The organism is Streptomyces sp. NPDC060031 (genome assembly GCF_042736805.1).
Classification (GTDB): domain Bacteria; phylum Actinomycetota; class Actinomycetes; order Streptomycetales; family Streptomycetaceae; genus Streptomyces.
Genome location: NZ_JBHWVM010000032.1, coordinates 39414 through 64616, shown reverse-complemented (window position 1 = coordinate 64616; position 25203 = coordinate 39414). Strand labels below are relative to the sequence as shown.

Here is a 25203-nt window from a genome sequence, read left to right as displayed (position 1 = left end):
GCTCCGGTCTCGGCGGCAGCGGGGAGAGAAGCAGGGAAGATGCTGCCACCGTGACATGGGGGACGCGTGGGCCGCCCGGCGGGTGTGGCGTTCGGGTGTAACCGGCAGGTCACACCCGGCGGCCGGCCGCCGGGCGGGCGGGCGGCTACCGCGCCGGCGCCGCGTCCAGCACGGTGTTCGAGGGGCCCCGGGACGCCGACTCCTCGCGCGCCACCGCCTCGGCGTCGCGCAGCGCCCGTACCGCGTTGGACCAGGTCAGCTTGGCCAGGTCGGCCTTCGACCAGCCGCGGGTCAGCAGCTCGGCGATCAGGTTCGGGTACCCGGCGACATCGTCCAGCCCGGACGGGGTGAAGGCGGTGCCGTCGTAGTCCCCGCCGATGCCGATGTGGTCGACTCCGGCCACCTCGCGCATGTGGTCCAGGTGGTCGGCCACCGTGGCGGCCGTGGCCACCGGACGCGGGCGCCGCGCCTCGAAGGCCCGGTGCAGGGCCATCGCCTCGGGGGTGGTGTCGAGGTGGTGGAGGCCGTGCGCGCGCAGGTTCTCGTCCGCGGCCTGCGTCCACTCGACCGCCGCCGGGAGGATGAACTTCGGCACGAAGGTGGCCATCGCCACCCCGCCGTTGGCCGCCAGCAGCTCCAGGACGTCGTCGGGGATGTTGCGCGGGTGATCGCAGATCGCGCGCGCGGAGGAGTGCGAGAAGATCACCGGCGCGGCCGAGACGGCGAGCGCGTCGCGCATCGTCGTCGCGGCGACGTGCGAGAGGTCGACCAGCATGCCGACGCGGTTCATCTCGCGCACGACGTCGCGGCCGAAGTCCGTCAGGCCCCCGTGCCGGGGCTCGTCGGTCGCCGAGTCCGCCCAGTCGATGGTGTCGTTGTGCGTGAGCGTCATGTACCGCACGCCCAGGCGGTGCAGGGCGCGCAGCGTGGCGAGCGAGTTGTTGATGGAGTGCCCGCCCTCGGCGCCCATCAGCGAGGCGATCCGGCCGTCGGCGCGGGCCGCCTCCATGTCGTCCGCCGTCAGCGCCCGCACGAGGTCGCCGGGGTAACGGGCGATCAGCTGGTCGACGACGTCGATCTGCTCCAGGGTGGCGCTGACCGCCTCGTCGCCCGCGTAGTCGGAGCGGACGTAGACCGACCAGAACTGCGCGCCGACCCCGCCGGCGCGCAGCCGGGGGATGTCGGTGTGCAGGTGGACGGACTGGTCGCCGGCGATGTCGCGGCGGCCCAGGTCGTAGCGCACCTGCTCGCGCAGCGCCCACGGCAGGTCGTTGTGGCCGTCGACGACGGGGTGCTCGGCGAGCAGCTCGCGGGCCTCGCCCAGCCGCTCGGCGGCGCTCACTTGCCGAATCCGAAGGATTCCTGGCCCGCGACCTTCGTACGCAGCCGCTTGCCCTTCTCGGTCGCCTGGTCGTTCAGTTCCTGCTGGAAGTCGCGCATCCGGGCCAGCAGCTCGGTGTCGTGCGCGGCCAGCATCCGTACGGCCAGCAGGCCCGCGTTGCGCGCTCCGGCGACGGAGACGGTGGCGACGGGAACCCCGGCGGGCATCTGGACGATCGACAGCAGCGAGTCCATGCCGTCGAGGTACTTCAGCGGCACGGGCACGCCGATGACGGGCAGCGGGGTGACCGACGCGAGCATGCCGGGCAGGTGGGCGGCGCCGCCCGCGCCGGCGATGACGGCCTTCAGACCGCGCTCGGCGGCCTGCTCCCCGTACGCGATCATCTCGCGCGGCATCCGGTGCGCGGAGACCACGTCGACCTCGTAGGGGATCTCGAACTCGTCCAGGGCCTGGGCGGCGGCCTCCATGACCGGCCAGTCCGAGTCCGAACCCATGACGATGCCGATGAGGGGGGTGCTCTGGGTGCTCACTCGGTGATCGTTCCTCTGAGGTAGCCGGCGGCGTGACGTGCGCGCTCCAGCACATCGTCGAGGTCGTCGCCGTAGGTGTTGACGTGGCCGACCTTGCGGCCGTGTTTCACGTCCTTGCCGTACATGTGGATCTTCACCTGCGGGTCGTGGGCCATGCAGTGCAGGTACGCCGCGTACATGTCGGGGTAGTCCCCGCCCAGCACGTTGGCCATGACCGTCCAGCGGGCGCGCGGGCGCGGGTCGCCGAGCGGGAGGTCCAGGACCGCGCGGACGTGGTTGGCGAACTGGGAGGTGACGGCGCCGTCCTGGGTCCAGTGGCCGCTGTTGTGCGGGCGCATCGCCAGCTCGTTGACCAGGATCCGGCCGTCGGGGGTCTCGAACAGCTCCACGGCCAGGTGGCCGGTCACGCCGAGCTCCTTGGCGATGCGCAGGGCCAGCGCCTGGGCCTCGCCCGCCAGCTCCTCGGAGAGGTTCGGAGCGGGGGCGATCACCGTGTCGCAGACCCCGTCGACCTGGACGGACTCCACGACCGGGTACGCCACGGCCTGGCCGTGCGGGGAGCGGACGATGTTCGCCGCGAGCTCGCGCACGAAGTCGACCTTCTCCTCCGCGAGGACCGGAACGCCCGCCTTGAAGGGCGCCTCCGCGTCCTCGGGGGCGCGCACGAACCACACGCCCTTGCCGTCGTACCCGCCGCGCACCGTCTTGAGGATGACCGGGAAGCCGCCCACCTCGTCCGCGAAGGCCGCCGCGTCCGCCGGATCGCTCACGATCCGGTGGCGGGGGCTGGGCGCGCCGATCTCGTCGAGCTTGGCGCGCATCACCCCCTTGTCCTGGGCGTGCACCAACGCGTCGGGCCCCGGGCGGACGGGGACGCCGTCCGCTTCCAGGGCCCGGAGGTGCTCGGTGGGCACGTGCTCGTGATCGAAGGTGATCACGTCGCAGCCGCGCGCGAAGGCGCGCAGGGTCTCCAGATCGCGATAGTCGCCGATGACGACGTCGCTCACGACCTGGGCCGCCGAGTCCTGTGGGGTGTCACTGAGGATCTTGAATCTGATGCCGAGGGGGATGCCCGCCTCGTGGGTCATGCGGGCGAGCTGTCCGCCGCCGACCATGCCGACTACCGGGAACGTCACACCCCCAGGGTATCCGCCGGTATTCCGCCATCCGGACACGGCCCTGGCCCGTACTGATCGCCGCGCCGCGGCGCGGCGCGGCGCGTACGGGTGTGCCGTGCGTCGCACGGGCCCCGAAGGCACGGACGGACCATAGGGGCGACACTTACCATGGGTGAGTTGACGCACGACCCCAGACGCCCCTCACGGGCGACGACGGACAGGGACTGACCAATCAGATGAGCGTGCCGAAGAACGGATCTGCCCTCGACCGCCTGCGCGGCCTCGCACGGGAGGTCGCCAAGTTCGGGGCCGTCGGTGGGATCGGCGTGCTGGTCAACCTGGGCGTCTTCAACCTGATCCGCCACACCACGGACCTCCAGGTCGTCCGGGCGAGTGTCATAGCCACCGTCGTGGCCATCGCCACCAACTACCTCGGCTTCCGTTACTTCGCCTACCGGGACCGGGCCCACCAGACCGGCCGGACCCGTGAGCTCACCCTGTTCGCCCTGTTCAGCGCGATCGGCCTGGTCATCGAGAACGGCGTCCTGTACACGGCCACCTACGGCCTGGGCTGGGACGGCCCGCTCGCCAGCAACTTCTTCAAGTTCGCCGGCATCGGCATCGCCACCGTCTTCCGCTTCTGGTCCTACCGCAGCTGGGTCTTCAAGGCCCTGCCCGCAGCCGCTCCGGCCTCGCTGGTCGTCGAGCAGCGCGACGGCCAGGGCGCTTCCCGCGCCCCCGAGCCCGCGAACAACTAACGGACCGTCTGTTCCGGCTCCGCGGGGCGTTCCGGGGCCGTCTGGCTCAGGAACAGCGCGAACACCGGCGGCTGCGTCTGGAGCAGCTCCAGGCGGCCGCCGTCCGCCTCCGCGAGGTCCCGGGCCACCGCCAGGCCGATCCCGGTGGAGTTGCGGCCGCTGATGGCCCGCTCGAAGATCCGGTTGCCGAGGTCCGGCGGGACCCCGGGCCCCTCGTCCGTGACCTCCAGCACCGCCTGGTTGCCGATCACCCGGGTGCGCAGCGCGACGGTGCCGCCCCCGTGCATGAGCGCGTTCTCCACGAGGGTCGCCAGGACCTGCGAGACCGCCCCCGGGGTGCCGACGGCCCGCATGCCCGTCTTCCCGGAGCGCACGATGGCCCGCCCGGCGCTGCGGTAGGCCGGGCGCCACTCCTCCACCTGCTGCTTGACGACCTCGTCCAGGTCGAAGGGCACGGCCGAGCCGGTCCGCGGGTCGCGCGAGTTCGTCAGCAGCCGCTCCACGACGTCCGTGAGCCGCTCCACCTGGGTGAGGGCGATGCTCGCCTCCTCCCGGACGGTCTCCAGATCGTCGGTGACCGTGATCTCCTCGAGCCGCATCGACAGCGCCGTGAGGGGGGTCCGCAGCTGGTGGGAGGCGTCCGCCGCCAGGCGGCGCTCGGCGGTCAGCATCCGCGCGATCCGCTCCGCGCTGGAGTCCAGCACGTCGGCGACCCGGTCCAGCTCGGGGACCCCGTACCGCTTGTGGCGGGGCCTGGGGTCGCCCGATCCCAGGCGTTCCGCCGTCTCGGCGAGGTCCGTGAGCGGGGAGGCCAGCCGGTTGGCCTGGCGTACGGCCAGCAGTACGGCCGCCACGACGGCGAGCAGCGCGACCGCGCCGACCACGGCCAGGGTCCGCCCGACCTCCTTGGTGACCGTGGAGCGGGACGCCTCGACGGTCACGACCTCGCCCTGCTCGCCGCGCGCGGTGCCCCGGATGACGCTGTCGGGGATCCGCTCCCCGACCTCCACGGCCGGTTTCCCCGGGACGGTGATCCGCGCGTACTGGCCGACGTCGAGCTGCTCGGCGAGCGCCAGGGGGTCGATCCGCTGGTTCTCCAGGACGTTCGACTCGACGATGCCCACCAGCCGCAGCGCCTCGGACTCGATCCGGTCCTGTGCGCTGCTGGTGATCGTCCGGGTCTCCACGATGACCAGGGAGACCCCGAAGACGGCGATGACGACGAGCACCACGGCGAGCGTGGAGTTGATCAGGCGGCGGCGCATGGCTTAGTGAAGGCTCAGCTCTTCTCGAAACGGAAGCCGACGCCCCGCACGGTGGCGATGTAGCGGGGGTTGGCGGCGTCGTCGCCGAGCTTCTTGCGCAGCCAGGAGATGTGCATGTCCAGGGTCTTCGTGGAGGACCACCAGGTGGTGTCCCAGACCTCGCGCATCAGCTGGTCGCGGGTGACGACCCGGCCGGCGTCGCGGACCAGGACGCGCAGCAGGTCGAACTCCTTGGCCGTGAGCTGGAGCTCCTCCTCCCCCATCCAGGCGCGGTGCGACTCGACGTCGATCCGCACCCCGTGGGTGGCGGGGGCCTGGGCCGCCTCGGTGGCGCCTCGCCGCAGCAGGGCCCGTACGCGGGCCAGCAGCTCGGCGAGCCTGAAGGGCTTGGTCACGTAGTCGTCGGCGCCGGCGTCCAGGCCGACGACCGTGTCGACCTCGTCCGCCCGGGCGGTGAGGACCAGGATCGGGAAGCCGTGGCCCTCGGCGCGCAGCCGGCGGGCGACCTCCAGGCCGTCCATCCCCGGCAGCCCCAGATCCAGGACGACGAGGTCGACGCCGCCCTGCAGTCCGGCGTCCAGGGCGGTGGGGCCGTCCTCCCGGACCTCGACCTCGTACCCCTCCCGGCGCAGGGCCCGGGCCAGGGGTTCCGAGATGGATGCGTCGTCCTCGGCGAGCAGTACACGCGTCATGTGGGTGATGGTAGTCCGCGGCGGGTGCAACGAGGGGCCTGCCCGCACACCCCTGGCGATCTGCTCTTATGAAGTACTACCGACCTTCGAATGTGATCTTTCGGTTCCCGCCGCGCCTGTGATCCATCTCTCAAGTCCTTTCATATGCCACAGTGTCGTGTCGTATGGTGGCGAGACGCCTGATGCACTACCTCTGAGACCTTTGTGCCGAAAAGCGCGCCGAAGGTCTCTGTTTCTGTCCTGACCGGTCCTGGCAGTCTTTTCGGACTGGCCTGTCCGGGCTTGATGACAGTGAATGACCTATGGGCCGGGCCCGTCGCGCGAAGGTGTGCGGCTGGGCGTGGATCCCGGTTACGGACGTTCCTCCGCTCCGCCCCCGCGGGGCGAGACCCCTGGGCGTGGGGTGGGGCATCCGCTGCCGGTGCCGGCCACCCCCCACCGGGCGCGGATGAGCTCACGAAGCCAAGCGTCCCGAGCAAGCAAGGATCGACCATGGCTTCCAGCCTGACGAAGGAATCGGCGGATACGTCCACCGACAAGACCTTCTTCGGCCACCCCCGTGGCCTGGCCACTCTGTTCATGACCGAGATGTGGGAGCGTTTCTCCTACTACGGCATGCGCGCCCTTCTCGTCCTGTACCTGGTCTCCGGCGGCACCGAAGCCGCGACCGGCAGCCAGGGCGGCGGCCTCGCCTTCACGATGGCCACGGCCACGGCGATCTACTCCGTCTACGTGGCGATGGTCTACCTCATGGCCATGCCCGGCGGCTGGTTCGGTGACCGCGTCTGGGGTGCCCGCAAGACGGTCGCCATCGCCGGTGGTGTGATCATGGCCGGCCACGTGTCGCTGGCCATCCCCGGCCAGGCGATGTTCTTCGTCGGTCTGATCCTGGTCGCGGCCGGTTCGGGTCTGCTGAAGGCCAACATCTCCACGATGGTCGGCCACCTCTACGACGGCCCGGACGACCCGCGCCGTGACGGTGGCTTCACGATCTTCTACATCGGCATCAACCTCGGTGCCTTCGTCGCGCCCTTCGTCGTCGGCACCGTCGGCGAGAAGGTCAACTGGCACCTCGGCTTCCTGATCGCCGCCGTCGGCATGGGCCTGGGCCTGATCCAGTTCCTGCTGGGCACCAAGCACCTCAACGAGCGCAGCAGCCTGGTCCCGAACCCGCTGTCGCCCGCCGAGCGCAAGAGCGTCATCGTCAAGGTCGCGGGCGTGGCCCTCGCCGCCGCCGTGTTCTACGGCGTCGTCGCCGCCCTGGGCATGTACACCCTGAACTGGGCGCTGGTCCCGATCACCCTCGCCGGCCTGGTCATCCCGGTCGCCGTCCTGGTCCGCATCAAGCGCGACAAGGACCTGTCGGGTACCGAGCAGTCGAAGATGACCGCGTACATCTGGTTCTTCGTCGCCGCGGCCGTCTTCTGGATGATCTACGACCAGGGTGGTTCGACCCTGTCGCTGTTCGCCGACGGCAAGACCGCCGACACCGTCTTCGGCCTCGGCTTCCCGGCCACCTGGTACCAGTCGCTGAACCCGCTGTTCGTCATGGGTCTGGCGCCGCTCTTCGCCTGGGCGTGGGTCTGGCTGGCCCGCAAGAACCAGGAGCCGAACACCATCGTGAAGTTCGCGATGGGCCTGGTCCTGATCGGCGCCTCCTTCTTCGTCTTCATCGTCCCGATGAACATGGCGGGCGACGGCACCAAGGTCTCCCCGATGTGGCTGGTCTCGATCTACATGATCCAGACCATCGGTGAGCTGTGCCTCTCCCCGGTCGGCCTCTCGGTCACCACCAAGATGGCCCCGCAGAAGTACGCCTCCCAGATGATGGGTGTCTGGTTCCTCGCGGTCACCGCGGGCGACTGCACCACCGGCCTGCTCTCCATCGCCGGTGTCGACCTCAACGGCACGTCGGTGATCGGCTTCGAGGCCGCCGCCGCGGTGCTCGCGGGCTTCGCGGTCTACTCGTACCGCAAGAAGGTCAAGGGGCTGATGGGCAACGTGCACTGACGCACCCCGCCCCGCACGCCGCGAACGGCCCGGCACACCGCAAGGTGTGCCGGGCCGTCGCCGTTGGGGCTAGCGGGTGCCGCGCAGGCGGCGCCACGGGGTGAAGGTGAAGACCGCCGCGCCGAGCAGGACGACCGTGCCGGCGACCAGGGCCAGGGCCTTGATGCCGCCCTCGTCCTGCGCGCCGGTCTGGGCCAGGCTGTCCGAGCCGGTGGTGGTGCCGGTGGTGGTGCCGGTGGTGGACGGGCCGCCGGAGCCGCCCGCCTGGGCGGTGACGTCCAGTTCCAGCGAGACGCCGCTGCTGGCCGCCTTGCAGGGCACCTCGATCGGCTCGGCCGGAGCCGGGGCCATGACGACCTCGATCGTCAGCTGGTCCGGGCTCAGCGTCACCTTGCCGGTCTTGCCCGGCTTGTAGGTGCCGGTCATGTCACTGAGGGTGACCCCGGCCCCCTTCGGGGTCGGCTCCTTGTTCGCGGGGCCGGAGACCTTGACCGTGCCGCTGTCGGCTCCACCGAGCTTGATCGCCATCGAGGGCTTGAGGGCCCCCGCGGGCAGGTCGGCCGGGCTCTTCATCACGTCCTTGGCGGTCTTGACGGTCAGGTCGTAGCTGCCGCCGTTCTTCTTGGCGTTGATCGTCACCGGGGTCTTGATCCCGCCCTCGACGAAGTCGCCGCAGGTGTAGGCCACCTCGATCGGCTTGCCCGGGAAGTCGGTCTGCCCATCGGATCCGGCGGTGGTGCCGCCGTTGGTGGAGCCGCCGTTCGTGGTGCCGCCGTTGGTGGAGCCACCGCCCTCGGTGACCTTGATGGTGGCGCCCACGCCGACCGACTCCTGCGGCGTGCAATGGGTGAGCAGGCCGCTGAAGTCCACGTCGTACTTGCCGGGCGAGATGGTGACGTCCCCGGCCTTGGTCAGCTTGACCTTGGCCTTCATGTCGGAGAGGACCATGGGCGACTTCTTGGGGATGGGCGGGTTCGACCGCGCACCCTCCATCTTCAGCTCACCGCTCTGCGCCCCGCCGAGCTTGGCGTAGCCGATCGGCTTGATGCTGTCCTTGGGCAGGTCCATGAGGTCGGTGTTGTTCGAGGCCGGCTTGACGGTCTTCCAGACCACCTCGACCTCGTCACCGACCTTGGCGGTGGCCGGCGCGGTGACCGAGGCGGTGGTCGTGCCCTGGACCGGGCTGCCGCCGCCGGCCGGCGGTACGCACTCCACCTTGTACGAGACGTCGGCCGCCTGGGCGGGGCTCGCCGCCAGCAGGATGCCCGCGCCGCCGAACAACAGCGCGACTGCGGCCGCACTCATCCTCCGTTGGGTCTTCACGAATGTCCCTTCGTCGTCGGACTGATCTCAGACGGTGCGGACGCCTGTGGTGCAGGTGGTGCAGGTGGTGCAGGTGCTTCGGGTGGTGCAGGTGCTTCGGGTGGTGCGGTTGGCCCCGGCGCGCTGTCCGGGGTGAACCACGGCAGGACCGCCGTGGTGGTCTGGGGGGACCGGGCCGGTGGCCCGGTGCGTGGCTGCGCGAGGCCTCGTACGGCGGGGATCCCGGGCAGCCGGGCCGTCACGGCCGTCGCCGCCTCGGGGAGACGGGCGCCGCGGTGGCGGCCACCGCCTACGGGCTCGCGCGGGCGGACCTTGTCCACCACGGCCATGCCCACGCGGAAGAGCCCGGCGGGGATCACCAGCAGGAGCAGGCCCCAGAACAGCAGCACTCCGTACGGGCGGGCGACGCCCCAGGGCTGGGTGGCCACGACCGTCTCGCCGTACTTGAGGGAGACCGTGTAGTCGCCGTGGGCGCCCGCGGCGAGGGAGACGCCCAGCGAGACCTCGGCCTTGCCGCCGGGCGGGATGGTGCCCTTCCAGCGGACCTCCTCCCAGATCGGCGCGAACACCCCGTGTGCGATGCCGAGTTGGAAGACGGGGTCCTTGACCGGGGCGGAGCCGAGATTGCCGATGGTGACCGTGAACTTCCGGCCGGCCGGGGCGCCGAACCAGGTCAGCACCCCGTCCTCGCCCCCCAGCCGGACCCCAGTGAGCATGGCCAGGCGGGCGGTGCCGCCCTCGGCGGGGAGTTCCGCCACCGGGTGGTCGGTGATCTTCAGCGCGGCGGCGACGGTGGACTGGTCGCCGTTGACGGAGGTGACGTTGACGACGCAGGGGCACGGCTTGGGGGGCGCCACCACCGGGAGCTGGGCGGCGAAGCGGCCGTCGTCGCCGACCGATACGGCGACGCCGTCGGCGTTGGCGCAGCTGTTGGTGCCGCCGATCATGTTCTGCCCGCAGACCAGCAGCATCACCAGGGTCTTGGGCCGCCAGCCGGTGCCGGTGACGGTGATCTCGGTGCCCTTGGCGGCCTCCTGGAGGGAGAGCGCCACGGCGGGTTTGCCCGCGTCGGCCGCGGCGGCCGGGGGCGCCGGGAGCAGCAGGAGCGCGGGGACCGCCAGGAACACCGCCAGCCCTGCCGCGACGAGGGCGCGGCCCAGGCCACGGCCCCGGGCCCGACCCCCGGCCCGGGCACGGGCCTCGTCGCCGACTGCCCCGCCGACCTTGGCGCTCACCTGGGTGCTCCCGTCAACTCGTGTTCCGGTGCCGATGCCTGTTCGGGTACGCCGGCCGGGTCGGGCGGCGGCTCGTCCCGCCGGATCCGCCGCCTGCGTACGAGGAGCAGCGCGGCCGAGGTGGTCGCGCCGAGGCCGAGCAGGCCGACGCCGGTCCGGCCGGCGATGCCCCAGGGCACGAACCAGGCCGAGGCGCGACCTGTGGCCCGGGCGCCGCCGGGGGCCGTGACGGTGAGGATGAGGGAGGCGTGGTCCAGGACCGGGGCGCCGGGCCAGGGTTCGGTCAGCTCGACGCGCTGGCCGGGCAGCAGCTCCACCGGGAGGGGGTGGGCGCCGCGGCCGGGGACCTCGCCGAAACGGCCGCGGGCGGTGAGGGACAGTTCGGGGGCGAGGGCGACGTTGCCGCGGTTGACCAGGGTGTAGGCGACCCGCGTGGCCGCGCCCTTGCCCCGTACGGCGACGTCCTCGACGGTGAGGGCGGCCAGCGTCGGGCCGCTGACGCGCAGGTGGACCCGTACGCCCACCTCGCGGCCGCCCTCGGTGGCGACCACGGCCGCGGGGTGGTCGCCGGGCGGGGAGGCGGGCGGCACGGTGACGGTGAAGGGCACCACCGCGCGGGTGCGGGGCGGGATCTTCACCGTGGCGGAGGCTCCGAAGCTGATCCAGGAACCGGCGCCGGCGGCTGCCTCCGCCCGGCGGCCTCCGGCCGCGGGTGCGGCGGGGCGCACCGCGAAGGCACCGTCGGCGGTGTTGTAGGCGTCGGCCCCGCGCAGGGTGACGGTGCGCTCCTGGTCGGTGGTGTTGGCCAGGGCGAGCCGGTCCTCCATCACGGTGCCGGGGGCGCCCGCGAGGTAGAAGTACGGGCGCGCCGCGGCCGGGCGCCCGGCGGCGGGCTCGGCCGTCCAGCCGGGCTCGTCGGCGCTCGCGGGGCCGCCGTACAGCGCGGCGGCCGCGAGGAGCGCCGCGACGGCCAGGCGGGCCGGCCGGACGCGGGGGGCGCGGCCGGCGCGGCGGAGGCTCCGGTCGGGGGTGGGGGTGCGGGTGGGGATGCGGGTGGGGGTGGGGAGCACGGGCATGGCCGGGGGTGCTCCGTTCAGGACCGGGCCCGCTGGCCGCGTCGGGTCAGCCAGAGCACTCCGGCGGCGCCGGAGAGCAGCACGGTGCCGCCGAGGGTGCCGAGGGCGATCGCGGAGTCGGCGGGGCCGGTCTGCGGAAGGGTGTCCCCGCCGGAACCGCCGGAACCGCCGGCCTGCGGGGTGACGTCCTTGCCCGCGCCGGCGGGGGCCGTGACCTCCAGTTCGAGGGCGGGCTTGGGGCTGTTGCCGGGGGTGCAGGTCGTCGTCGTGCCCATGGCCTTGATGGTCAGGACGCCGGCGGTGAAGGTGACCTTGCCGCTCTTCTTGGGCGTGTAGGTGCCCGAGAGGTCGGTGATCTTGATGGGCGTCTCGGCCGGGACGGCCTCGGGGTTGGGCGGGCCGGAGACGGGGACGGACGCCTTCTCGGCGCCCTCGACGAGGATGACCGCGCTGGGACTCATCGCGCCCTTGCCGAGCTCGATGGGGCTGGAGGAGACGCCCTTCTGGAAGGACATCGTCAGCTTGTAGCCGTCCCCCTCCTTGACCGCCTTGATGTCGATCGGCGAGACCGCCGACTTGTCCCCGATCGGGGTCTTGCAGTCGTACTGGACCTCGATCACGGCGGCGTGGGCTGCGGGGGCAGCCAGCAGTACGGCCGATCCGGCCAGCGCGGAGGCCAGTGCGAGCGCGGTGGAGCGTTTCCGGTCGGACACCTTCGTCTTCCCCTCAAGCCACAAGTTACTGACGGCACATCAGATTGGTGGCTCAAGGTACGCCCGGGGCCTTACGGAGGGAAGACAAAGGACAGGCCCGGATCAACGGCCCGCGGGCCGGGCGGAATCAGGCCGTGCGGACGCCCTTCTGCCAGACGGCGGAGACCAGCGGGACGCCCGGGCGGTAGGCGAGGTGGACGTGGCTGGGGGCGTCGAGCAGGGCCAGATCCGCGCGCGAGCCGGGGGCGAGGGTGCCGATGTCGCCGCGGCGCAGGGCGCGGGCGCCGCCCGCGGTCGCGGACCACAGGGCCTCGTCGGGGGTCATCCGCATGTCCCGGACGGCGAGCGCGATGCAGAACGGCATGGAACTGGTGTAGGAGGAGCCGGGGTTGCAGTCCGTGGACAGCGCGACGGTGGCGCCCGCGTCGATCAGGCGGCGGGCGTCGGGCCACTGGGCGCGGGTGGAGAACTCGGCGCCGGGCAGCAGAGTGGCGACGGTGGTGGCCGCGGCCTGCGCGAGGGCGTCCACGTCGGCCTCGGTGAGGTGGGTGCAGTGGTCGGCGGAGGCGGCCTCCAGCTCCACGGCGAGCTGTACGCCGGGGCCGTGGGAGAGCTGGTTGGCGTGGACGCGCGGGATGAGCCCGGCGGCGGCGCCCGCGGTGAGGATGGCGCGGGCCTGGTCGCCGTCGAAGGCGCCCTCCTCGCAGAAGACGTCCACCCAGCGGGCGTACGGGGCGCAGGCGGCCAGCATCTCCCCGGTGACGAGGTCGACGTAGCCGGCCGGGTCGTCGGCGTAGTCGGGGGAGACGATGTGCGCGCCGAGGTAGGTGACCTCCTCGGTGTGCGCGGCGGCGATGCGCAGGGCGCGGGCCTCGTCGGCGACGGTGAGGCCGTAGCCGGACTTGGTCTCGAAGGTGGTGGTGCCCTGGCGGCGGGCCTCGTCGAGGTGGCGCAGCAGGTTGGCTTCGAGTGCGGCGTCGGTGGCGGCCCGGGTGGCGGCGACGGTGGTGCGGATGCCTCCGGCGGAGTAGCTGCGGCCGGACATCCGCGCGTTGAACTCGGCGGTGCGGTCGCCGGCGAAGAGCAGGTGCGAGTGGGAGTCGACGAAGCCGGGGATCACGGCGCGGCCGTCGGCGTCGTACGTCTCGTCCGCCGCCGGGGCCGTCTGGGCGGGGCCGACCCAGGCGATGCGGTCGCCGTCGATGACGAGGGCGGCGTCCTGGATCAGCCCGAGGGGGGAGCCGTCGCCGAGGGCGGGGTCGTTGGTGACGAGGCTGCCGATGTTGGTGACGACGATGGTGGTCATGATTCCTCTCGGGGGTTTCCTGGGGCTCCGCCCCGGATCTTTGAGCCGCGGCGGTCAGGACCGGAGGGTCGCGATGGCATCGGCCAGGGCGGACGGGACGTCCTGGAGCAGGGTGTGGGCGCCGTCGCGGACCACGTGGCGGCCGGCCACCACCGTGTGGCGGACGTCCGAAGCGGTCGCGGCGAACACCGCCGTCTCGGCGCCCAGCCTCGGCAGGGGGCCGGCCGTCCGTACGGAGTCCAGGGCGATCGTGGTGAAGTCCGCGAGCGCGCCCGCCTCCAGGCGGCCCGCGTCGGGCCGGCCGAGGGCCGCGTGGCCGTCGGCGGTGGCGGCCGCGAGCAGGGAGTTCGCCGTCCAGTGCCCCCGCGTCCGGCTGCTGAGGCGCTCGTTCAGCTCCATCGCCCGCGCCTCTTCGAGCAGGTCGATCACCGCGTGGCTGTCGCTGCCGAGCGACAGCGGGCTGCCCGCGTGCTGGAGGCGGACCGCGGGGCCGATGCCGTCGGCGAGGTCGCGTTCGGTGGTGGGGCACATGCACGTGCCGGTGGTGGTGCCGCCCAGCAGGGCGATGTCCGCGTCGGTGAGGTGCGTGTTGTGGACGCCGGTGGTGCGCGGGCCCAGCACCCCGTGGTCGGCCAGCAGCTGGGTCGGGGTGCGCCCGTGGGCGGCCTGGCAGGCGTCGTTCTCGGCGGTCTGCTCCGAGAGGTGCACGTGCAGCGGCGCCTCCCGCTCCTCGGCCCAGCGGGCCACGGTGGCGAGTTGGCCTGCGGGGACGGCGCGTACCGAGTGGATCGCGGCGCCGATCAGGGCGTGCTCGCGCGGCTTGAGGGCGCCGACCCGCTCGGCCCAGGCCTCGGCGGTTCCGTCGGAGAAGCGCAGCTGGTGCTGGTTCGGGGCCTGCCCGAAGCCCGCCGACAGGTACGCGGTGTCCAGCAGGGTGATCCGGATGCCGGCCGCGGCGGCGGCCTCGATCAGGGCCTCGCCCATGGCGTTCGGGTCGGCGTAGGGGGCGCCGCCGGGGGCGTGGTGGACGTAGTGGAACTCGCCGACGTTGGTGATGCCGGCCAGCGCCATCTCGGCGTACACGGCGCGGGCGAGCGCGAAATACGTGTCGGGGGTGAGGTTCTGGGCGACCTTGTACATGAAGTCGCGCCAGGTCCAGAAGGTGCCCGAGCCGACCTGGACCGTGCCCCGCAGCGCCCGGTGGAAGGCGTGGCTGTGGGCGTTGGCCAGGCCCGGGAGGGTGAGGCCGCGCAGGACCTCCGCGCCGGGCGGCGGGGTCTGCGCCCCGGCCCCGGTGCGGACGGCGGCGATCCGGCCGTCCGTGTTCACGTCCAGGGCGACGCCCGGCTCGACATGGGTGCCGAGCCAGGCGTGCTCCAGCCAGTACGTCTTGTGCGCGGTCAGCGGCACGCGAGACCTTCCAGTACGTCGGCGAGGGCGAGGACGCCGGCCACGCAGTCGTCCTCGGCGGCGAACTCCCGCGGGGAGTGGGAGACCCCGGTGGGGTTCCGTACGAACAGCATCGCGGTCGGGACGGCGGCGGAGAGGATTCCGGCGTCGTGTCCCGCCCCGGTGCCGAGGACGGGGACGGCCCCGCCCAGGATCCGGTTCATCTCGTCGCGCAGGGCGTGCTCGAACTCGACGACCGGGGTGAAGGACTCCCGGACGATGTCCAGGTCGATGCCGTCCTGGTCGGCGCGCTCACGGGCGGCCTTCTCGATGGCGGTGACGACCGTGTCGAGGGTGGCCTGGTCGGCGGCGCGGGAGTCGAGCCAGCCCCGTACGAGGGAGGGGATGGCATTGACCCCGTTGGGCTCGACCGCGATCTTCCCGAAGGTGGCGACGGCCCCGGCCAGGGCCGCCTCACCGCGGGCGGCCAGCACGGTCGCCGCGTACGTGAGCATCGGGTCCCGGCGGTCCACCAGGCGGGTGGTGCCCGCGTGGTTGGCCTCGCCGTGGAAGTCGAACCGCCAGCGGCCGTGCGGCCAGATCGCCGAGGCGATGCCGACCCGGTCGCCGGAGAGGTCCAGGGCCCGGCCCTGCTCCACGTGCAGCTCGACGTAGGCGCCGATGCGGGCGAGGCGCTCGGGGTCGGCCCCGATGGCCTCGGGGTCGTACCCGGCGGCCTCCATCGCCCGGGGCAGGGAGATGCCGTCCGCGTCGCGGAGCTCGTACGCCTTCTCCCGGGTCAGCTGCCCGGCGGCGAGCCGGGAGCCGACGCAGGCGAGGCCGAAGCGGGCCCCTTCCTCGTCACCGAAGTTGGTGATGGCCAGTGGCCTGGCGAACTCCGCGCCCCTCCTGCGGAGTTCGTCCAGGGCCGCGAAGGAGGACACGACCCCGAGGGGGCCGTCGAAGGCACCGCCGTCGGGGACGGAGTCCAGGTGGGAGCCGGTGACGACGGCGTCACCGGCCAGGGGGTCGCCGAGCCAGGCCCACTGGTTGCCGTTGCGGTCGGTCTCGTACGCCAGTCCGCGCGCCTCGGCCTGCTCCTGGAACCAGTTCCGGCAGTCGGCATCGGCCCCGGTCCAGGCGTACCGGCGGTAGCCGCCGGTGTCGGCGTTGCGCCCGAGGGGCGCGAGCTGCGCCCACATCTCGTGGAACGAGGGGGCGTCGCTCACGCGGTGTCACCCTCCCGCATGGGGACGCGGACGCCGCGCTCGTCGGCCACCGTCTCGGCGATGTCGTAGCCGGCGTCGACGTGACGGATGACGCCCATGCCGGGGTCGTTGGTGAGGACGCGGCGGATCTTCTCGCCGGCCAGCGGGGTGCCGTCGGCGACCGTGACCTGGCCCGCGTGGATGGAGCGGCCCATGCCGACGCCGCCGCCGTGGTGGATGGAGACCCAGGACGCGCCGGAGGCGACGTTGACCATGGCGTTGAGCAGCGGCCAGTCCGCGATCGCGTCGGAGCCGTCGAGCATGGCCTCGGTCTCGCGGTACGGGGAGGCCACCGAGCCGCAGTCGAGGTGGTCGCGGCCGATGGCGAGCGGGGCGGCCAGCTCACCGGAGGCGACCATGTCGTTGAAGCGCTCGCCGGCCTTGTCGCGCTCGCCGTAGCCGAGCCAGCAGATCCGCGCGGGCAGGCCCTGGAAGTGGACGCGCTCGCCGGCCATCTTGATCCAGCGGTGCAGCGACTCGTTCTCCGGGAAGAGTTCGAGCATCGCCTTGTCGGTCTTGTGGATGTCCGAGGCCTCGCCGGACAGGGCCGCCCACCGGAAGGGGCCCTTGCCCTCGCAGAACAGCGGGCGGATGTAGGCCGGGACGAAGCCGGGGAAGTCGAACGCCCGGTCGTAGCCCGCCAGCTGCGCCTCGCCGCGGATGGAGTTGCCGTAGTCGAAGACCTCGGCGCCGGCGTCCATGAAACCGACCATGGCCTCGACGTGCTTGGCCATGGACTCGCGGGCGCGGGTGGTGAAGCCCGCCGGGTCCTTGGCGGCGAAGGTCGCCATGTCGTCGAAGTCGACGCCGACGGGCAGGTAGGCGAGCGGGTCGTGCGCGCTCGTCTGGTCGGTCACGATGTCGATCGGCGCGCCCTCGGCCAGCATCTGCGGGAGCAGCTCGGCTGCGTTGCCGAGCAGGCCGATGGAGAGCGGCTTGCGGGCGTCGCGGGCCTCGACGGCCAGCTGGAGGGCGTGGCGGAGGTTGTCGGCCTTCACGTCCAGGTAGCGGTGCTCGATGCGGCGCTCGATGGCGCGCGGGTCGACGTCGATGCAGATGGCGACGCCGTCGTTCATCGTCACGGCCAGCGGCTGGGCGCCGCCCATGCCGCCGAGGCCGGCGGTGAGGGTGATGGTGCCGGCGAGGGTGCCGCCGACCCCTCCCTTACCGATTGAATGCAGCTTGGCCGCGACGGCGCCGAAGGTCTCGTAGGTGCCCTGGAGGATGCCCTGGGTGCCGATGTAGATCCACGAGCCGGCGGTCATCTGCCCGTACATGGTCAGTCCGAGGGACTCCAGGCGGCGGAACTCCTCCCAGTTCGCCCAGTCGCCGACCAGGTTGGAGTTCGCGAGCAGGACGCGCGGCGCCCACTCGTGGGTCTGCATCACGCCGACCGGGCGGCCGGACTGGACGAGCATCGTCTCGTCCTGCTTGAGGGTGCGCAGGGTGCGGACCATCGCGTCGTACGAGCGCCAGTCGCGGGCGGCCTTGCCGGTGCCGCCGTAGACGACCAGCTTGTCGGGGTGTTCGGCGACCTCGGGGTCGAGGTTGTTCTGCAGCATCCGCAGCGCGGCCTCCTGCTGCCATCCCAGGGTGCTGAGCTCGGTGCCTCGCGCGGCCCGTACGGGGCGGGGTCCTGACATGGCGGTGCCTCCTCCGATGTTGGTCAATCTATTCACATCCTTGCTCGCTGAATAGATTCAGTCAACAGCTGCGCGCGGCCCCGCCGGATGATGGGATGGCGGACATGGCTGCCGAGACCCCTGCGGGTACGCCCGCGCACGACCCCGCCACCCGGCGGGACCTGGCCGTACGGGCCGCGGTCGAGCAGGGCCTCGTGGGCGGCGCGCAGGACGCCGAGCCCCTGGCGTGCCTGCTGGACGTGGCCGGAATCCGCGCCTCGGCCGCCGCGCTGACCGAAGCCTTCGCGGCCGCGCTGCCGGCCGGAACGCCCGTGCTGCACGCCTTCGCGGTCAAGGCCGCCCCGCTCGTCCCGGTGCTCCGGCTGCTCGCCGACGCCGGGATCGGCTGCGAGGTGGCCAGCCCCGGCGAGCTGGCGCTGGCCCGCGCCGCGGGCGTCGCGCCCGAGCGGACCGTGCTGGACTCCCCCGCCAAGACCCCGGCCGAGCTGCGCGAGGCCCTGGCGCTGGGCATCGCCGTCAACGCCGACAACCCGCAGGAGCTGGAGCGGCTCGACGCGCTGGTGGGCGCGGGGCCGACCGCCTCGCCGCTGGGGATGCGGATCAACCCGCAGACCGGCGCGGGCACGATCGGCGCGCTGTCCACCGCCACCGCGACGTCGAAGTTCGGCACCGCCCTGCGCGACCCGGGCGCGCGCGAGTGGCTCGTACGGGCGTACCTGGACCGGCCGTGGCTCACCCGGCTGCACACCCACTCGGGCTCCCAGGGCGTGCCGCTGCCGCTGATCGCGCAGGGGGTACGGGAACTGCACGCCCTGGCCGAGGAGATCAACGCGGCGGCCGGGCGACGGCAGGTCGACACGCTCGACATCGGCGGGGGGCTGCCGGTGAACTTCGCCTCGGACGCCGAGACCCCGACGTACGCGCAGTACGTGGCGGCCCTGCGCGAGGCCGTCCCCGGCCTGTTCGCCGGCCGCTACGGCCTGGTGACGGAGTTCGGCCGGTCCCTGCTGGCCAAGCACGGGCTGGTGCTGTCCCGGGTCGAGTACACCAAGACCTCCGGGGCGCGGCCGATCGTGCTCACGCACGCGGGGGTCCAACTGGCGACCCGTACGGTGTACGCGCCGGCGGCGTGGCCGGTGCGGATCCTGGCGTACGACGCGAAGGGCCTCCCGAAGACGGGGGCGCCCGTCGCGCAGGACATCGCGGGGCCGGCCTGCTTCGCGGGGGACCTGCTGGCCGAGGGGCGGGAGCTCCCGCCCCTCGCCCCCGGTGACGTGATCGCCGTCCCGGACACGGGCGCGTACTTCTTCACCGCGCACTACGGCTACAACAGCCTGCCCCGGCCTGCGGTGCACGGCTTCGCACTCACCCCGGGGGGCCGGGTCCGCTTCACCCTGGCCCGCGAGGCGCAGCCCCTGTCCGCGATCGCCGCCGAAGCGGGCGCCGCCCTCCGCGACGCGCTGCTCTGACTGCCGGGGGGGGCTGGATTCGAGCTGCTGCCGTCTTGTGGCGAATTGCAGCGCCGCCCGGCAAGGATCAGCCTCGCCGGCGTTGAGGCGCGGGGTCTGGGGCGGAGCCCCAGGTGCCCCGCGCGGGCCTACTCCACGAACAGGCCCCGCGCCGCGGCCCGCGCGTCGAAGGCCTCCAGGCGCGCCTGCGCGTCCGGCAGGGCGTCCGCCATCGCCTCCAGCAGCACCCGCCCCAGCAGCATCGGCGCACACGCCGTGTCGAAGGCCAGGCCGGTGCCCACCGGCGCCGGAATCAGCAGATCCGAGTACGGGGCCACGGGGGCGAACGCCGAATCGGCGACCGTCACCACGGTCAGCCCGGCCGCGCGCCCGTGCTCCAGGGCCTCGGACACCTCCTTGGGGTGCCGCGGCAGCGCGAAGCACAGCAGCGCCGAGGCCCCCGCGGCCACGGCGGCGTCGATCCGGTCGGCGAGCATCGAGCCGCCCTCGTCGAGGAGCCGTACGTCCGGGTGCACCTTGGCGGCGAAGTACGCGAACCCGCGCGCCTGCGAGGACGCCGCCCGCAGGCCGAGCACCGGCAGCGGGGCCGACGCGGCGAGCAGCCGGCCCGCCTCCTGCACGGGAGCGGGATCGGCGAGCAGGGTCGCCAGCTGCCGCAGGTTCTCGATCTCGCCCTGTACGGCCTGCTGGTACTCGTTGTACGCGTCCTCCCGCACGGCGCCGGCCCGCTCGGCGGGTGCCACCTCGCGCAGGTGCCGGCGCAGCGCCGGGTAGCCGTCGAAGCCGAGGGCCACCGCGAAGCGGGTCACCGAGGGCTGGCTCACCCCGGCCAGCTCGGCGAGCTCCACGCTCGACAGGAAGGGCACCTCCGCCGCGCCGCGCACCATGCAGTGCGCGATGCGCCGCTGGGTCGGCGTCAGCCGGTGCCCCTCGAACAGCTTCTGCAACCGCGCGGCCGGGTTCTCGCCCATCCCGCCCCCTCAGTCCAGGTGATTATTCAGTCACCCAGCACTCTGCATGCGGTTATGCAGGACGGCAAGCCGCGGACCGTTCCGCGAGACGGGGGCTAGCCCCAGGGCCGGTATTCCGTCGGCTTCCTACACTGGCGGGATGGAGTCTCAAGAGCTGAAGAAGGAACTCGACGCCGCGCTGGACGCCCGGCGGGAACTGGGGCCGGAGTACGAGTCCGCGCTGGTGGACTCCTTCGTCGAGAAGGTCGACACCCAGGTCCGGCGCCGGCTGGCGGAGGACCGCCTGCTCGCCGCCCGCGGCGGCTCCGGTCGCCCCGGCGCGTCGGACGGCACCTTCGGCGAACGCTACGGCTTCGCCATCATCACGCTGGTCCTGGCGATGCCGCTCTCCGCCATCGGCGCGGCCCACGCGCACCTGAGCGGCCTGCTCGTGGCGTGGGCGGGGATCCTGGGCGTGAACTTCATCCACGCCAGGAAGAGCCTGGGCCGCCGCGACCGCGACCCGCGGGACTGACGCCGACGGCCCCGCGAACGGACAGCGCGGGAACCGCCGCACCCCGGTTGCCCGGGGGCGGGACGACGGCGGTCCCCGCGAAGGACACGGGCCGGGTCAGGGCCGTCCGCGCGTCCGTGACGTCGGGCGCTGTCCGGGAGCCGCTCCGGAGTAGCGCCGACGCCGTTGGTGGCGCCGGCCGGGTCCCGGTTTCCCGGGCTTCCCTGCCGACAACCACCACTGTGCCGGAGCCGTGTTAAGCCGGTGCTGCCGCCACGTGACGGGCCCGTACCGTTTGGGAGACGGACGCACGCGGTCCCGTAACGGCTACTTGGCGCCCTTGGCGAGGAACGCCAGCAGGTCCTGGCGGCTCACCACACCGGTCGGCTTGCCCTCGACCAGCACGATCGCCGCGTCCGCCTCGCCCAGCACGGCCATCAGCTCGGAGACCGGCTCGCCCGAGCCGACCTGCGGCAGCGGCGCGCTCATGTGCTTCTCCAGCGGGTCGCCCAGCGAGGCCTGCTTGGCGAACAGCGCCGCCAGCAGCTCCTTCTCCACGACCGAGCCGATGACCTCCGCGGCCATGACGTCGGGGTGGCCGGCGCCCGGCTTGACGATCGGCATCTGCGAGACGCCGTACTCGCGCAGGACCTCGATGGCCTCGCCGACGGTCTCCTCGGGGTGCATGTGCACGAGGGAGGGGATGCCGCCCTCCTTGTCGTTCAGCACCTCGCCGATGCGCGCGGAGGGGCCCGCCTCCTCCAGGAAGCCGTGACCGGCCATCCACTCGTCGCTGAAGATCTTGCTGAGGTAGCCGCGGCCGCTGTCCGGCAGCAGGACGACGACCACGTCGTCCGGGCCCAGGCCCTCGGCCGCCTTCAGCGCGGCGACGACCGCCATGCCGCAGGAGCCGCCGACCAGCAGGCCCTCCTCCTTCGCGAGGCGGCGGGTCATCTGGAAGGAGTCCTTGTCGGACACCGCGATGATCTCGTCGGTGACGTTCGGGTCGTACGCGGTCGGCCAGAAGTCCTCGCCGACGCCCTCGACGAGGTACGGGCGGCCGCTGCCGCCGGAGTAGACCGAGCCCTCGGGGTCGGCGCCGATGACCTTGACCTTGCCGCCGGACACCTCCTTGAGGTAGTTGCCGGTGCCGGAGATCGTGCCGCCGGTGCCGACGCCCGCGACGAAGTGGGTGATCTTCCCGTCCGTCTGCTCCCACAGCTCGGGACCGGTGGTCTCGTAGTGCGAACGGGGGTTGTTCGCGTTGCTGTACTGGTCGGGCTTCCAGGCTCCCGGCGTCTCGCGCACGAGGCGGTCGGACACGTTGTAGTACGAGTCCGGGTGCTCGGGGTCCACGGCGGTCGGGCAGACCACGACCTCGGCGCCGTACGCGCGCATCACGTTGATCTTGTCCATGGACACCTTGTCAGGGCAGACGAAGATGCACTTGTAGCCCTTCTGCTGGGCCACGATGGCGAGTCCTACACCAGTGTTGCCGCTGGTCGGCTCCACGATGGTGCCACCGGGCTTGAGGGCTCCGCTCTGCTCGGCGGCCTCGATCATCCGGACGGCGATCCGGTCCTTCACGGACCCGCCCGGGTTGAAGTACTCGACCTTCGCAAGGACGGTGGCCTGCAGGCCTTCGGTCACACGGTTGAGCTTCACCAGCGGGGTGTTGCCGACGAGGCTGATCATCGAGTCGTGGAATTGCACCATGTTCTCCAAGGAGGGGACTCCACGGGTTCTCCGGGAGGTCCGGCCAGAGTATGCGGAAAGGGATTGGCCGACCGGCAGTACGGGGCAGGTAGGTCACGGGGCCGGCAGGAAAGCGAGGTGGCTCGAAGGGTGTCCAGGGCGAGGACGGCCCGCCGGATCGCGGCGGGTGCGGCGTACGGCGGCGGCGGGCTCGGGCTGGTCGGAGCCGCCGCGGTGGGACTGGTACTGGCGGAGATGCAGTTCGCGAAGCGGACGGTCGGCACCGGGCTGCCGGACCCGCCGCGCGCGGACGGGCTGTACGGGAGCGAGTTCGGCGGGCCCGAGCTGAGTCCGGGCCCGCTGCGCCTGGGCATGCTGGGCGATTCCACGGCCGCGGGGCTCGGCGTGCGCAGAGCCAGACAGACCCCGGGAGCCCTGCTGGCGTCGGGGCTGTCCGCCGTGGCCGAGCGGCCGGTGCAGCTGCGCAACGTCGCGCTGTCCGGGGCCATGTCGGACGACCTGGACCGGCAGGCGGCCCTGCTGCTCGACGGGGACGAGCCGCCCCCGGACGTCTGCGTGATCATGATCGGCGCCAATGACGTGACCCGCCGGATGCCGCCGACCCAGTCGGTGCGGCTGCTGACCTCGGCCGTACGCCGGCTGCGGCTCGCGGGCTCCGAGGTCGTGGTCGCCACCTGCCCGGACCTCGGCACCATCGAGCCGGTGTACCAGCCGCTGCGCTGGCTGGCCCGCCGGGTCTCGCGCCAGCTGGCCGCCGCCCAGACCATAGGGGTGGTCGCGCTGGGCGCCCGTACGGTCTCGATGGGGGACCTGCTGGGCCCCGAGTTCGCCGCCAACCCGCGCGAGATGTTCGGCCCGGACTCCTACCACCCCTCCGCGGAGGGCTACGCGACCGCGGCGATGGCCGTCCTGCCCACCCTGTGCGCCGCCCTGTCGCTGTGGCCTGAGTCCGACCGGCTGGACGTCTCCCGCAACGAGGACATGCTCCCGGTGGCCAAGGCCGCCTCCGCCGCCGCGGGCCAGGCCGGTACGGAGGTCACCGCGGCCCGCGGCCCCTGGGTGCTCCTCAAGCACCGCCGCCGCCGGCGGGTGCCGGGCACGGACCCGGACCCGGCCCACGCCGGAGCCGAGGCCCCGGACACCCCGGTGCCCTGATCGCCCGAGTGCGGTCCGCATCACATGACAGGGGCCGTGACCTGGACCGTACGGGGCGGTAACTTCGCATGCGGTCCCGGTACGAGCCGCAACTCACCACCCCCTTGGAGCCCCGATGCCCGAAGCCGTCATCGTTTCCACCGCCCGCTCCCCGATCGGGCGCGCCTTCAAGGGGTCCCTCAAGGACGTCCGCCCGGACGACCTGACCGCCACGATCATCCAGGCCGCCCTCGCCAAGGTCCCCGAGCTGGACCCGCGCGAGATCGACGACCTGATGCTGGGCTGTGGCCTGCCGGGCGGCGAGCAGGGCCACAACCTCGCCCGCATCGTGGCGGTGCAGATGGGCATGGACTACCTGCCCGGCGCCACGATCACCCGTTACTGCTCCTCCTCGCTCCAGACCTCCCGCATGGCCCTGCACGCCATCAAGGCGGGCGAGGGCGACGTCTTCATCTCCGCGGGCGTCGAGATGGTCTCCCGCTCCGTGAAGGGCTCCTCCGACGGCCTGCCGGACACCCACAACCCGCTCTTCGGCGACGCGGAGGCCCGTACGGCCGCCGTCGCGCAGAGCGAGGGCGCGTCCTGGCACGACCCGCGCGAGGACGGCCTGATCCCCGACGCGTACATCTCGATGGGGCAGACCGCCGAGAACCTGGCCCGCCTCAAGGGCGTGACCCGCCAGGACATGGACGAGTTCGGCGTCCGCTCGCAGAACCTGGCCGAGGAAGCCGTCAAGAACGGCTTCTGGGCCCGCGAGATCACCCCGGTCACGACCCCGGACGGCACGGTCGTCTCCACCGACGACGGCCCGCGCGCCGGGGTCACCCTGGAGGGCGTCCAGGGCCTCAAGCCCGTCTTCCGCCCCGACGGCCTGGTCACGGCCGCCAACTGCTGCCCGCTCAACGACGGCGCCGCGGCGCTGGTCATCATGAGCGACACCAAGGCGCGGGAGCTGGGCCTGACCCCGCTGGCCCGGATCGTCTCCACCGGCGTCACCGGCCTCTCCCCCGAGATCATGGGCCTGGGCCCGGTCGAGGCGTCGAAGCAGGCGCTGAAGCGGGCGGGCCTGACCGTCGGCGACATCGACCTGTTCGAGATCAACGAGGCCTTCGCGGCCCAGGTGATCCCGTCCTACCGGGACCTGGGGATCCCGCTGGACAAGCTGAACGTCAACGGCGGGGCCATCGCGGTGGGTCACCCCTTCGGGATGACCGGTGCGCGCCTCACCGGCACGCTGATCAACAGCCTGCAGTTCCACGACAAGCAGTTCGGCCTGGAGACGATGTGCGTGGGCGGCGGCCAGGGCATGGCCATGGTCATCGAGCGCCTGAGCTGAGCCGTAGCGGAGGGTAGGGGCCGTCCCGAGGAACGAGGGGCGGCACCTGCCCGCAGCGGTGGCGAAGATCAGCGCGACCGAGGAAGAAGAGCGCCTGAGCTGAGCCGTAGCGGAGGGTAGGGGCCGTCCCGAGGAACGAGGGGCGGCACCTGCCCGCAGCGGTGGCGAAGATCAGCGCGACCAGGTAGCGGCCCAGTCGCCGCAAGGGATCCGGGTGGATCCCTTGCGGCGTACTGACACCGATTCCAATCCCGTCGCGGCCGACCTGTGACCGAATCTCCCCCAGGATGTGACCTATCTCCTGGGGGATCGGCATATCCGCAGGTCAGGTGCCATGCGAAGGGGACCTCCGGGACGAAAGACCTGTCCAATTCGTGACGTAATGCACTGCACGC

21 protein-coding genes are annotated in these 25203 nt (G+C 72.6%); 6 read left to right on the top strand and 15 right to left on the bottom strand.

The genetic code is table 11. The features are described 5' to 3' along the window. Positions 1-145: 145 nt before the first annotated feature. From ACFWB8_RS16845 to ACFWB8_RS16835, 3 genes are read right to left on the bottom strand one after another with little or no spacing between them, the layout of a single operon-like run. Positions 146-1342 carry a dipeptidase gene (locus tag ACFWB8_RS16845; RefSeq protein WP_385226690.1) on the bottom strand — a complete coding sequence of 399 codons (1197 nt, stop codon included), beginning with the start codon at positions 1340-1342 and terminating at the stop codon, positions 146-148. After that, positions 1339-1836, bottom strand: coding sequence for a 5-(carboxyamino)imidazole ribonucleotide mutase (gene purE, locus ACFWB8_RS16840; RefSeq protein WP_385226727.1), 498 nt, complete (start codon positions 1834-1836; stop codon positions 1339-1341). The genes ACFWB8_RS16845 and purE overlap by 4 nt, the downstream gene beginning before the upstream one ends. A 32-nt stretch (positions 1837-1868) precedes the next feature. Further along, positions 1869-2987: a 5-(carboxyamino)imidazole ribonucleotide synthase gene (locus ACFWB8_RS16835; RefSeq protein WP_385226725.1), complete on the bottom strand. Its 1119-nt coding sequence runs from the start codon at positions 2985-2987 to the stop codon at positions 1869-1871. 239 nt (positions 2988-3226) lie between these two features. Between ACFWB8_RS16835 and ACFWB8_RS16830 the strand changes: the two genes are divergently transcribed. Further along, complete coding sequence (locus tag ACFWB8_RS16830; RefSeq protein WP_385226688.1) at positions 3227-3748, top strand: GtrA family protein; 522 nt, start codon at positions 3227-3229, stop codon at positions 3746-3748. Here ACFWB8_RS16830 and ACFWB8_RS16825 read toward each other — a convergent pair. Continuing rightward, positions 3745-5013, bottom strand: coding sequence for an ATP-binding protein (locus tag ACFWB8_RS16825; RefSeq protein ID WP_385226686.1), 1269 nt, complete (start codon positions 5011-5013; stop codon positions 3745-3747). The genes ACFWB8_RS16830 and ACFWB8_RS16825 overlap by 4 nt on opposite strands. Before the next feature lie 14 nt (positions 5014-5027). Then, a complete protein-coding gene (locus ACFWB8_RS16820; RefSeq protein ID WP_385226684.1) occupies positions 5028-5705 on the bottom strand; it encodes a response regulator transcription factor in 678 nt (225 codons plus the stop codon). A 492-nt stretch (positions 5706-6197) separates the two neighbouring features. Here ACFWB8_RS16820 and ACFWB8_RS16815 point away from each other — a divergent pair, with 492 nt between their 5' ends. Next, positions 6198-7715 carry a peptide MFS transporter gene (locus tag ACFWB8_RS16815; RefSeq protein WP_385226682.1) on the top strand — a complete coding sequence of 506 codons (1518 nt, stop codon included), beginning with the start codon at positions 6198-6200 and terminating at the stop codon, positions 7713-7715. Between the two features lie 69 nt (positions 7716-7784). Here the strand turns inward: ACFWB8_RS16815 and ACFWB8_RS16810 are convergent, their stop codons facing one another. The 8 genes from ACFWB8_RS16810 to hutU all read right to left on the bottom strand — a co-directional run bounded on the left by ACFWB8_RS16810 (position 7785) and on the right by hutU (position 17668). Then, complete coding sequence (locus ACFWB8_RS16810; protein ID WP_385226680.1) at positions 7785-9020, bottom strand: hypothetical protein; 1236 nt, start codon at positions 9018-9020, stop codon at positions 7785-7787. A gap of 14 nt (positions 9021-9034) precedes the next feature. Then, positions 9035-10159, bottom strand: a complete 1125-nt coding sequence (locus tag ACFWB8_RS16805; protein ID WP_385226723.1) for a hypothetical protein — start codon at positions 10157-10159, stop codon at positions 9035-9037. A gap of 110 nt (positions 10160-10269) precedes the next feature. Further along, entirely contained in the window at positions 10270-11349 is a 1080-nt protein-coding gene (locus tag ACFWB8_RS16800) for a hypothetical protein (protein WP_385226678.1), read from the bottom strand. Between the two features lie 17 nt (positions 11350-11366). After that, on the bottom strand, positions 11367-12062 hold the full coding sequence (locus ACFWB8_RS16795; RefSeq protein ID WP_385226676.1) for an LPXTG cell wall anchor domain-containing protein: 696 nt from the start codon (positions 12060-12062) through the stop codon (positions 11367-11369). A 127-nt stretch (positions 12063-12189) separates the two neighbouring features. Then, positions 12190-13368 carry an imidazolonepropionase gene (gene hutI / locus ACFWB8_RS16790; protein ID WP_385226674.1) on the bottom strand — a complete coding sequence of 393 codons (1179 nt, stop codon included), beginning with the start codon at positions 13366-13368 and terminating at the stop codon, positions 12190-12192. 54 nt (positions 13369-13422) lie between these two features. Then, complete coding sequence (locus ACFWB8_RS16785; protein ID WP_385226721.1) at positions 13423-14772, bottom strand: formimidoylglutamate deiminase; 1350 nt, start codon at positions 14770-14772, stop codon at positions 13423-13425. Then, a complete protein-coding gene (locus ACFWB8_RS16780) occupies positions 14769-15959 on the bottom strand; it encodes an allantoate amidohydrolase (protein ID WP_385226719.1) in 1191 nt (396 codons plus the stop codon). The genes ACFWB8_RS16785 and ACFWB8_RS16780 overlap by 4 nt, the downstream gene beginning before the upstream one ends. 23 nt (positions 15960-15982) lie before the next feature. After that, positions 15983-17668: a urocanate hydratase gene (gene hutU, locus ACFWB8_RS16775; protein ID WP_385226673.1), complete on the bottom strand. Its 1686-nt coding sequence runs from the start codon at positions 17666-17668 to the stop codon at positions 15983-15985. Between the two features lie 104 nt (positions 17669-17772). Here hutU and ACFWB8_RS16770 point away from each other — a divergent pair, with 104 nt between their 5' ends. Then, positions 17773-19137, top strand: coding sequence for a diaminopimelate decarboxylase (locus ACFWB8_RS16770; RefSeq protein WP_385226671.1), 1365 nt, complete (start codon positions 17773-17775; stop codon positions 19135-19137). A 128-nt stretch (positions 19138-19265) separates the two neighbouring features. Here the strand turns inward: ACFWB8_RS16770 and ACFWB8_RS16765 are convergent, their stop codons facing one another. After that, the gene (locus ACFWB8_RS16765; RefSeq protein WP_385226669.1) at positions 19266-20108 is read right to left on the bottom strand and encodes a MurR/RpiR family transcriptional regulator; all 843 of its coding nucleotides are present in this window, start codon (positions 20106-20108) and stop codon (positions 19266-19268) included. A gap of 139 nt (positions 20109-20247) precedes the next feature. Here ACFWB8_RS16765 and ACFWB8_RS16760 point away from each other — a divergent pair, with 139 nt between their 5' ends. Next, positions 20248-20622, top strand: coding sequence for a hypothetical protein (locus ACFWB8_RS16760; protein WP_385226667.1), 375 nt, complete (start codon positions 20248-20250; stop codon positions 20620-20622). 306 nt (positions 20623-20928) lie between these two features. On the opposite strand, the gene ACFWB8_RS16755 is transcribed toward ACFWB8_RS16760, so the two are convergent. Beyond that, on the bottom strand, positions 20929-22314 hold the full coding sequence (locus ACFWB8_RS16755) for a cystathionine beta-synthase (RefSeq protein WP_385226717.1): 1386 nt from the start codon (positions 22312-22314) through the stop codon (positions 20929-20931). A 120-nt stretch (positions 22315-22434) separates the two neighbouring features. On the opposite strand from ACFWB8_RS16755, the gene ACFWB8_RS16750 reads away from it, so the two are divergent. Both ACFWB8_RS16750 and ACFWB8_RS16745 read left to right on the top strand, forming a co-directional pair. Further along, positions 22435-23472 (top strand): SGNH/GDSL hydrolase family protein, encoded by a 1038-nt coding sequence (locus ACFWB8_RS16750; protein WP_385226665.1) that lies wholly within the window; start codon positions 22435-22437, stop codon positions 23470-23472. A gap of 115 nt (positions 23473-23587) precedes the next feature. Then, positions 23588-24808: an acetyl-CoA C-acetyltransferase gene (locus tag ACFWB8_RS16745; RefSeq protein WP_385226663.1), complete on the top strand. Its 1221-nt coding sequence runs from the start codon at positions 23588-23590 to the stop codon at positions 24806-24808. Positions 24809-25203: the final 395 nt, after the last annotated feature.

Coding starts and splice junctions, on each gene's coding strand:
- purE (WP_385226727.1), bottom strand. CDS start 1,836: ATGGGTTCGGACTCGGACTGGCCGGTCATGGAGGCCGCCGCCCAGGCC.
- ACFWB8_RS16835 (WP_385226725.1), bottom strand. CDS start 2,987: ATGGTCGGCGGCGGACAGCTCGCCCGCATGACCCACGAGGCGGGCATC.
- ACFWB8_RS16830 (WP_385226688.1), top strand. CDS start 3,227: ATGAGCGTGCCGAAGAACGGATCTGCCCTCGACCGCCTGCGCGGCCTC.
- ACFWB8_RS16825 (WP_385226686.1), bottom strand. CDS start 5,013: ATGCGCCGCCGCCTGATCAACTCCACGCTCGCCGTGGTGCTCGTCGTC.
- ACFWB8_RS16820 (WP_385226684.1), bottom strand. CDS start 5,705: ATGACGCGTGTACTGCTCGCCGAGGACGACGCATCCATCTCGGAACCC.
- ACFWB8_RS16815 (WP_385226682.1), top strand. CDS start 6,198: ATGGCTTCCAGCCTGACGAAGGAATCGGCGGATACGTCCACCGACAAG.
- ACFWB8_RS16810 (WP_385226680.1), bottom strand. CDS start 9,020: ATGAGTGCGGCCGCAGTCGCGCTGTTGTTCGGCGGCGCGGGCATCCTG.
- ACFWB8_RS16800 (WP_385226678.1), bottom strand. CDS start 11,349: ATGCCCGTGCTCCCCACCCCCACCCGCATCCCCACCCGCACCCCCACC.
- hutI (WP_385226674.1), bottom strand. CDS start 13,368: ATGACCACCATCGTCGTCACCAACATCGGCAGCCTCGTCACCAACGAC.
- ACFWB8_RS16780 (WP_385226719.1), bottom strand. CDS start 15,959: ATGTGGGCGCAGCTCGCGCCCCTCGGGCGCAACGCCGACACCGGCGGC.
- hutU (WP_385226673.1), bottom strand. CDS start 17,668: ATGTCAGGACCCCGCCCCGTACGGGCCGCGCGAGGCACCGAGCTCAGC.
- ACFWB8_RS16770 (WP_385226671.1), top strand. CDS start 17,773: ATGGCTGCCGAGACCCCTGCGGGTACGCCCGCGCACGACCCCGCCACC.
- ACFWB8_RS16765 (WP_385226669.1), bottom strand. CDS start 20,108: ATGGGCGAGAACCCGGCCGCGCGGTTGCAGAAGCTGTTCGAGGGGCAC.
- ACFWB8_RS16760 (WP_385226667.1), top strand. CDS start 20,248: ATGGAGTCTCAAGAGCTGAAGAAGGAACTCGACGCCGCGCTGGACGCC.
- ACFWB8_RS16745 (WP_385226663.1), top strand. CDS start 23,588: ATGCCCGAAGCCGTCATCGTTTCCACCGCCCGCTCCCCGATCGGGCGC.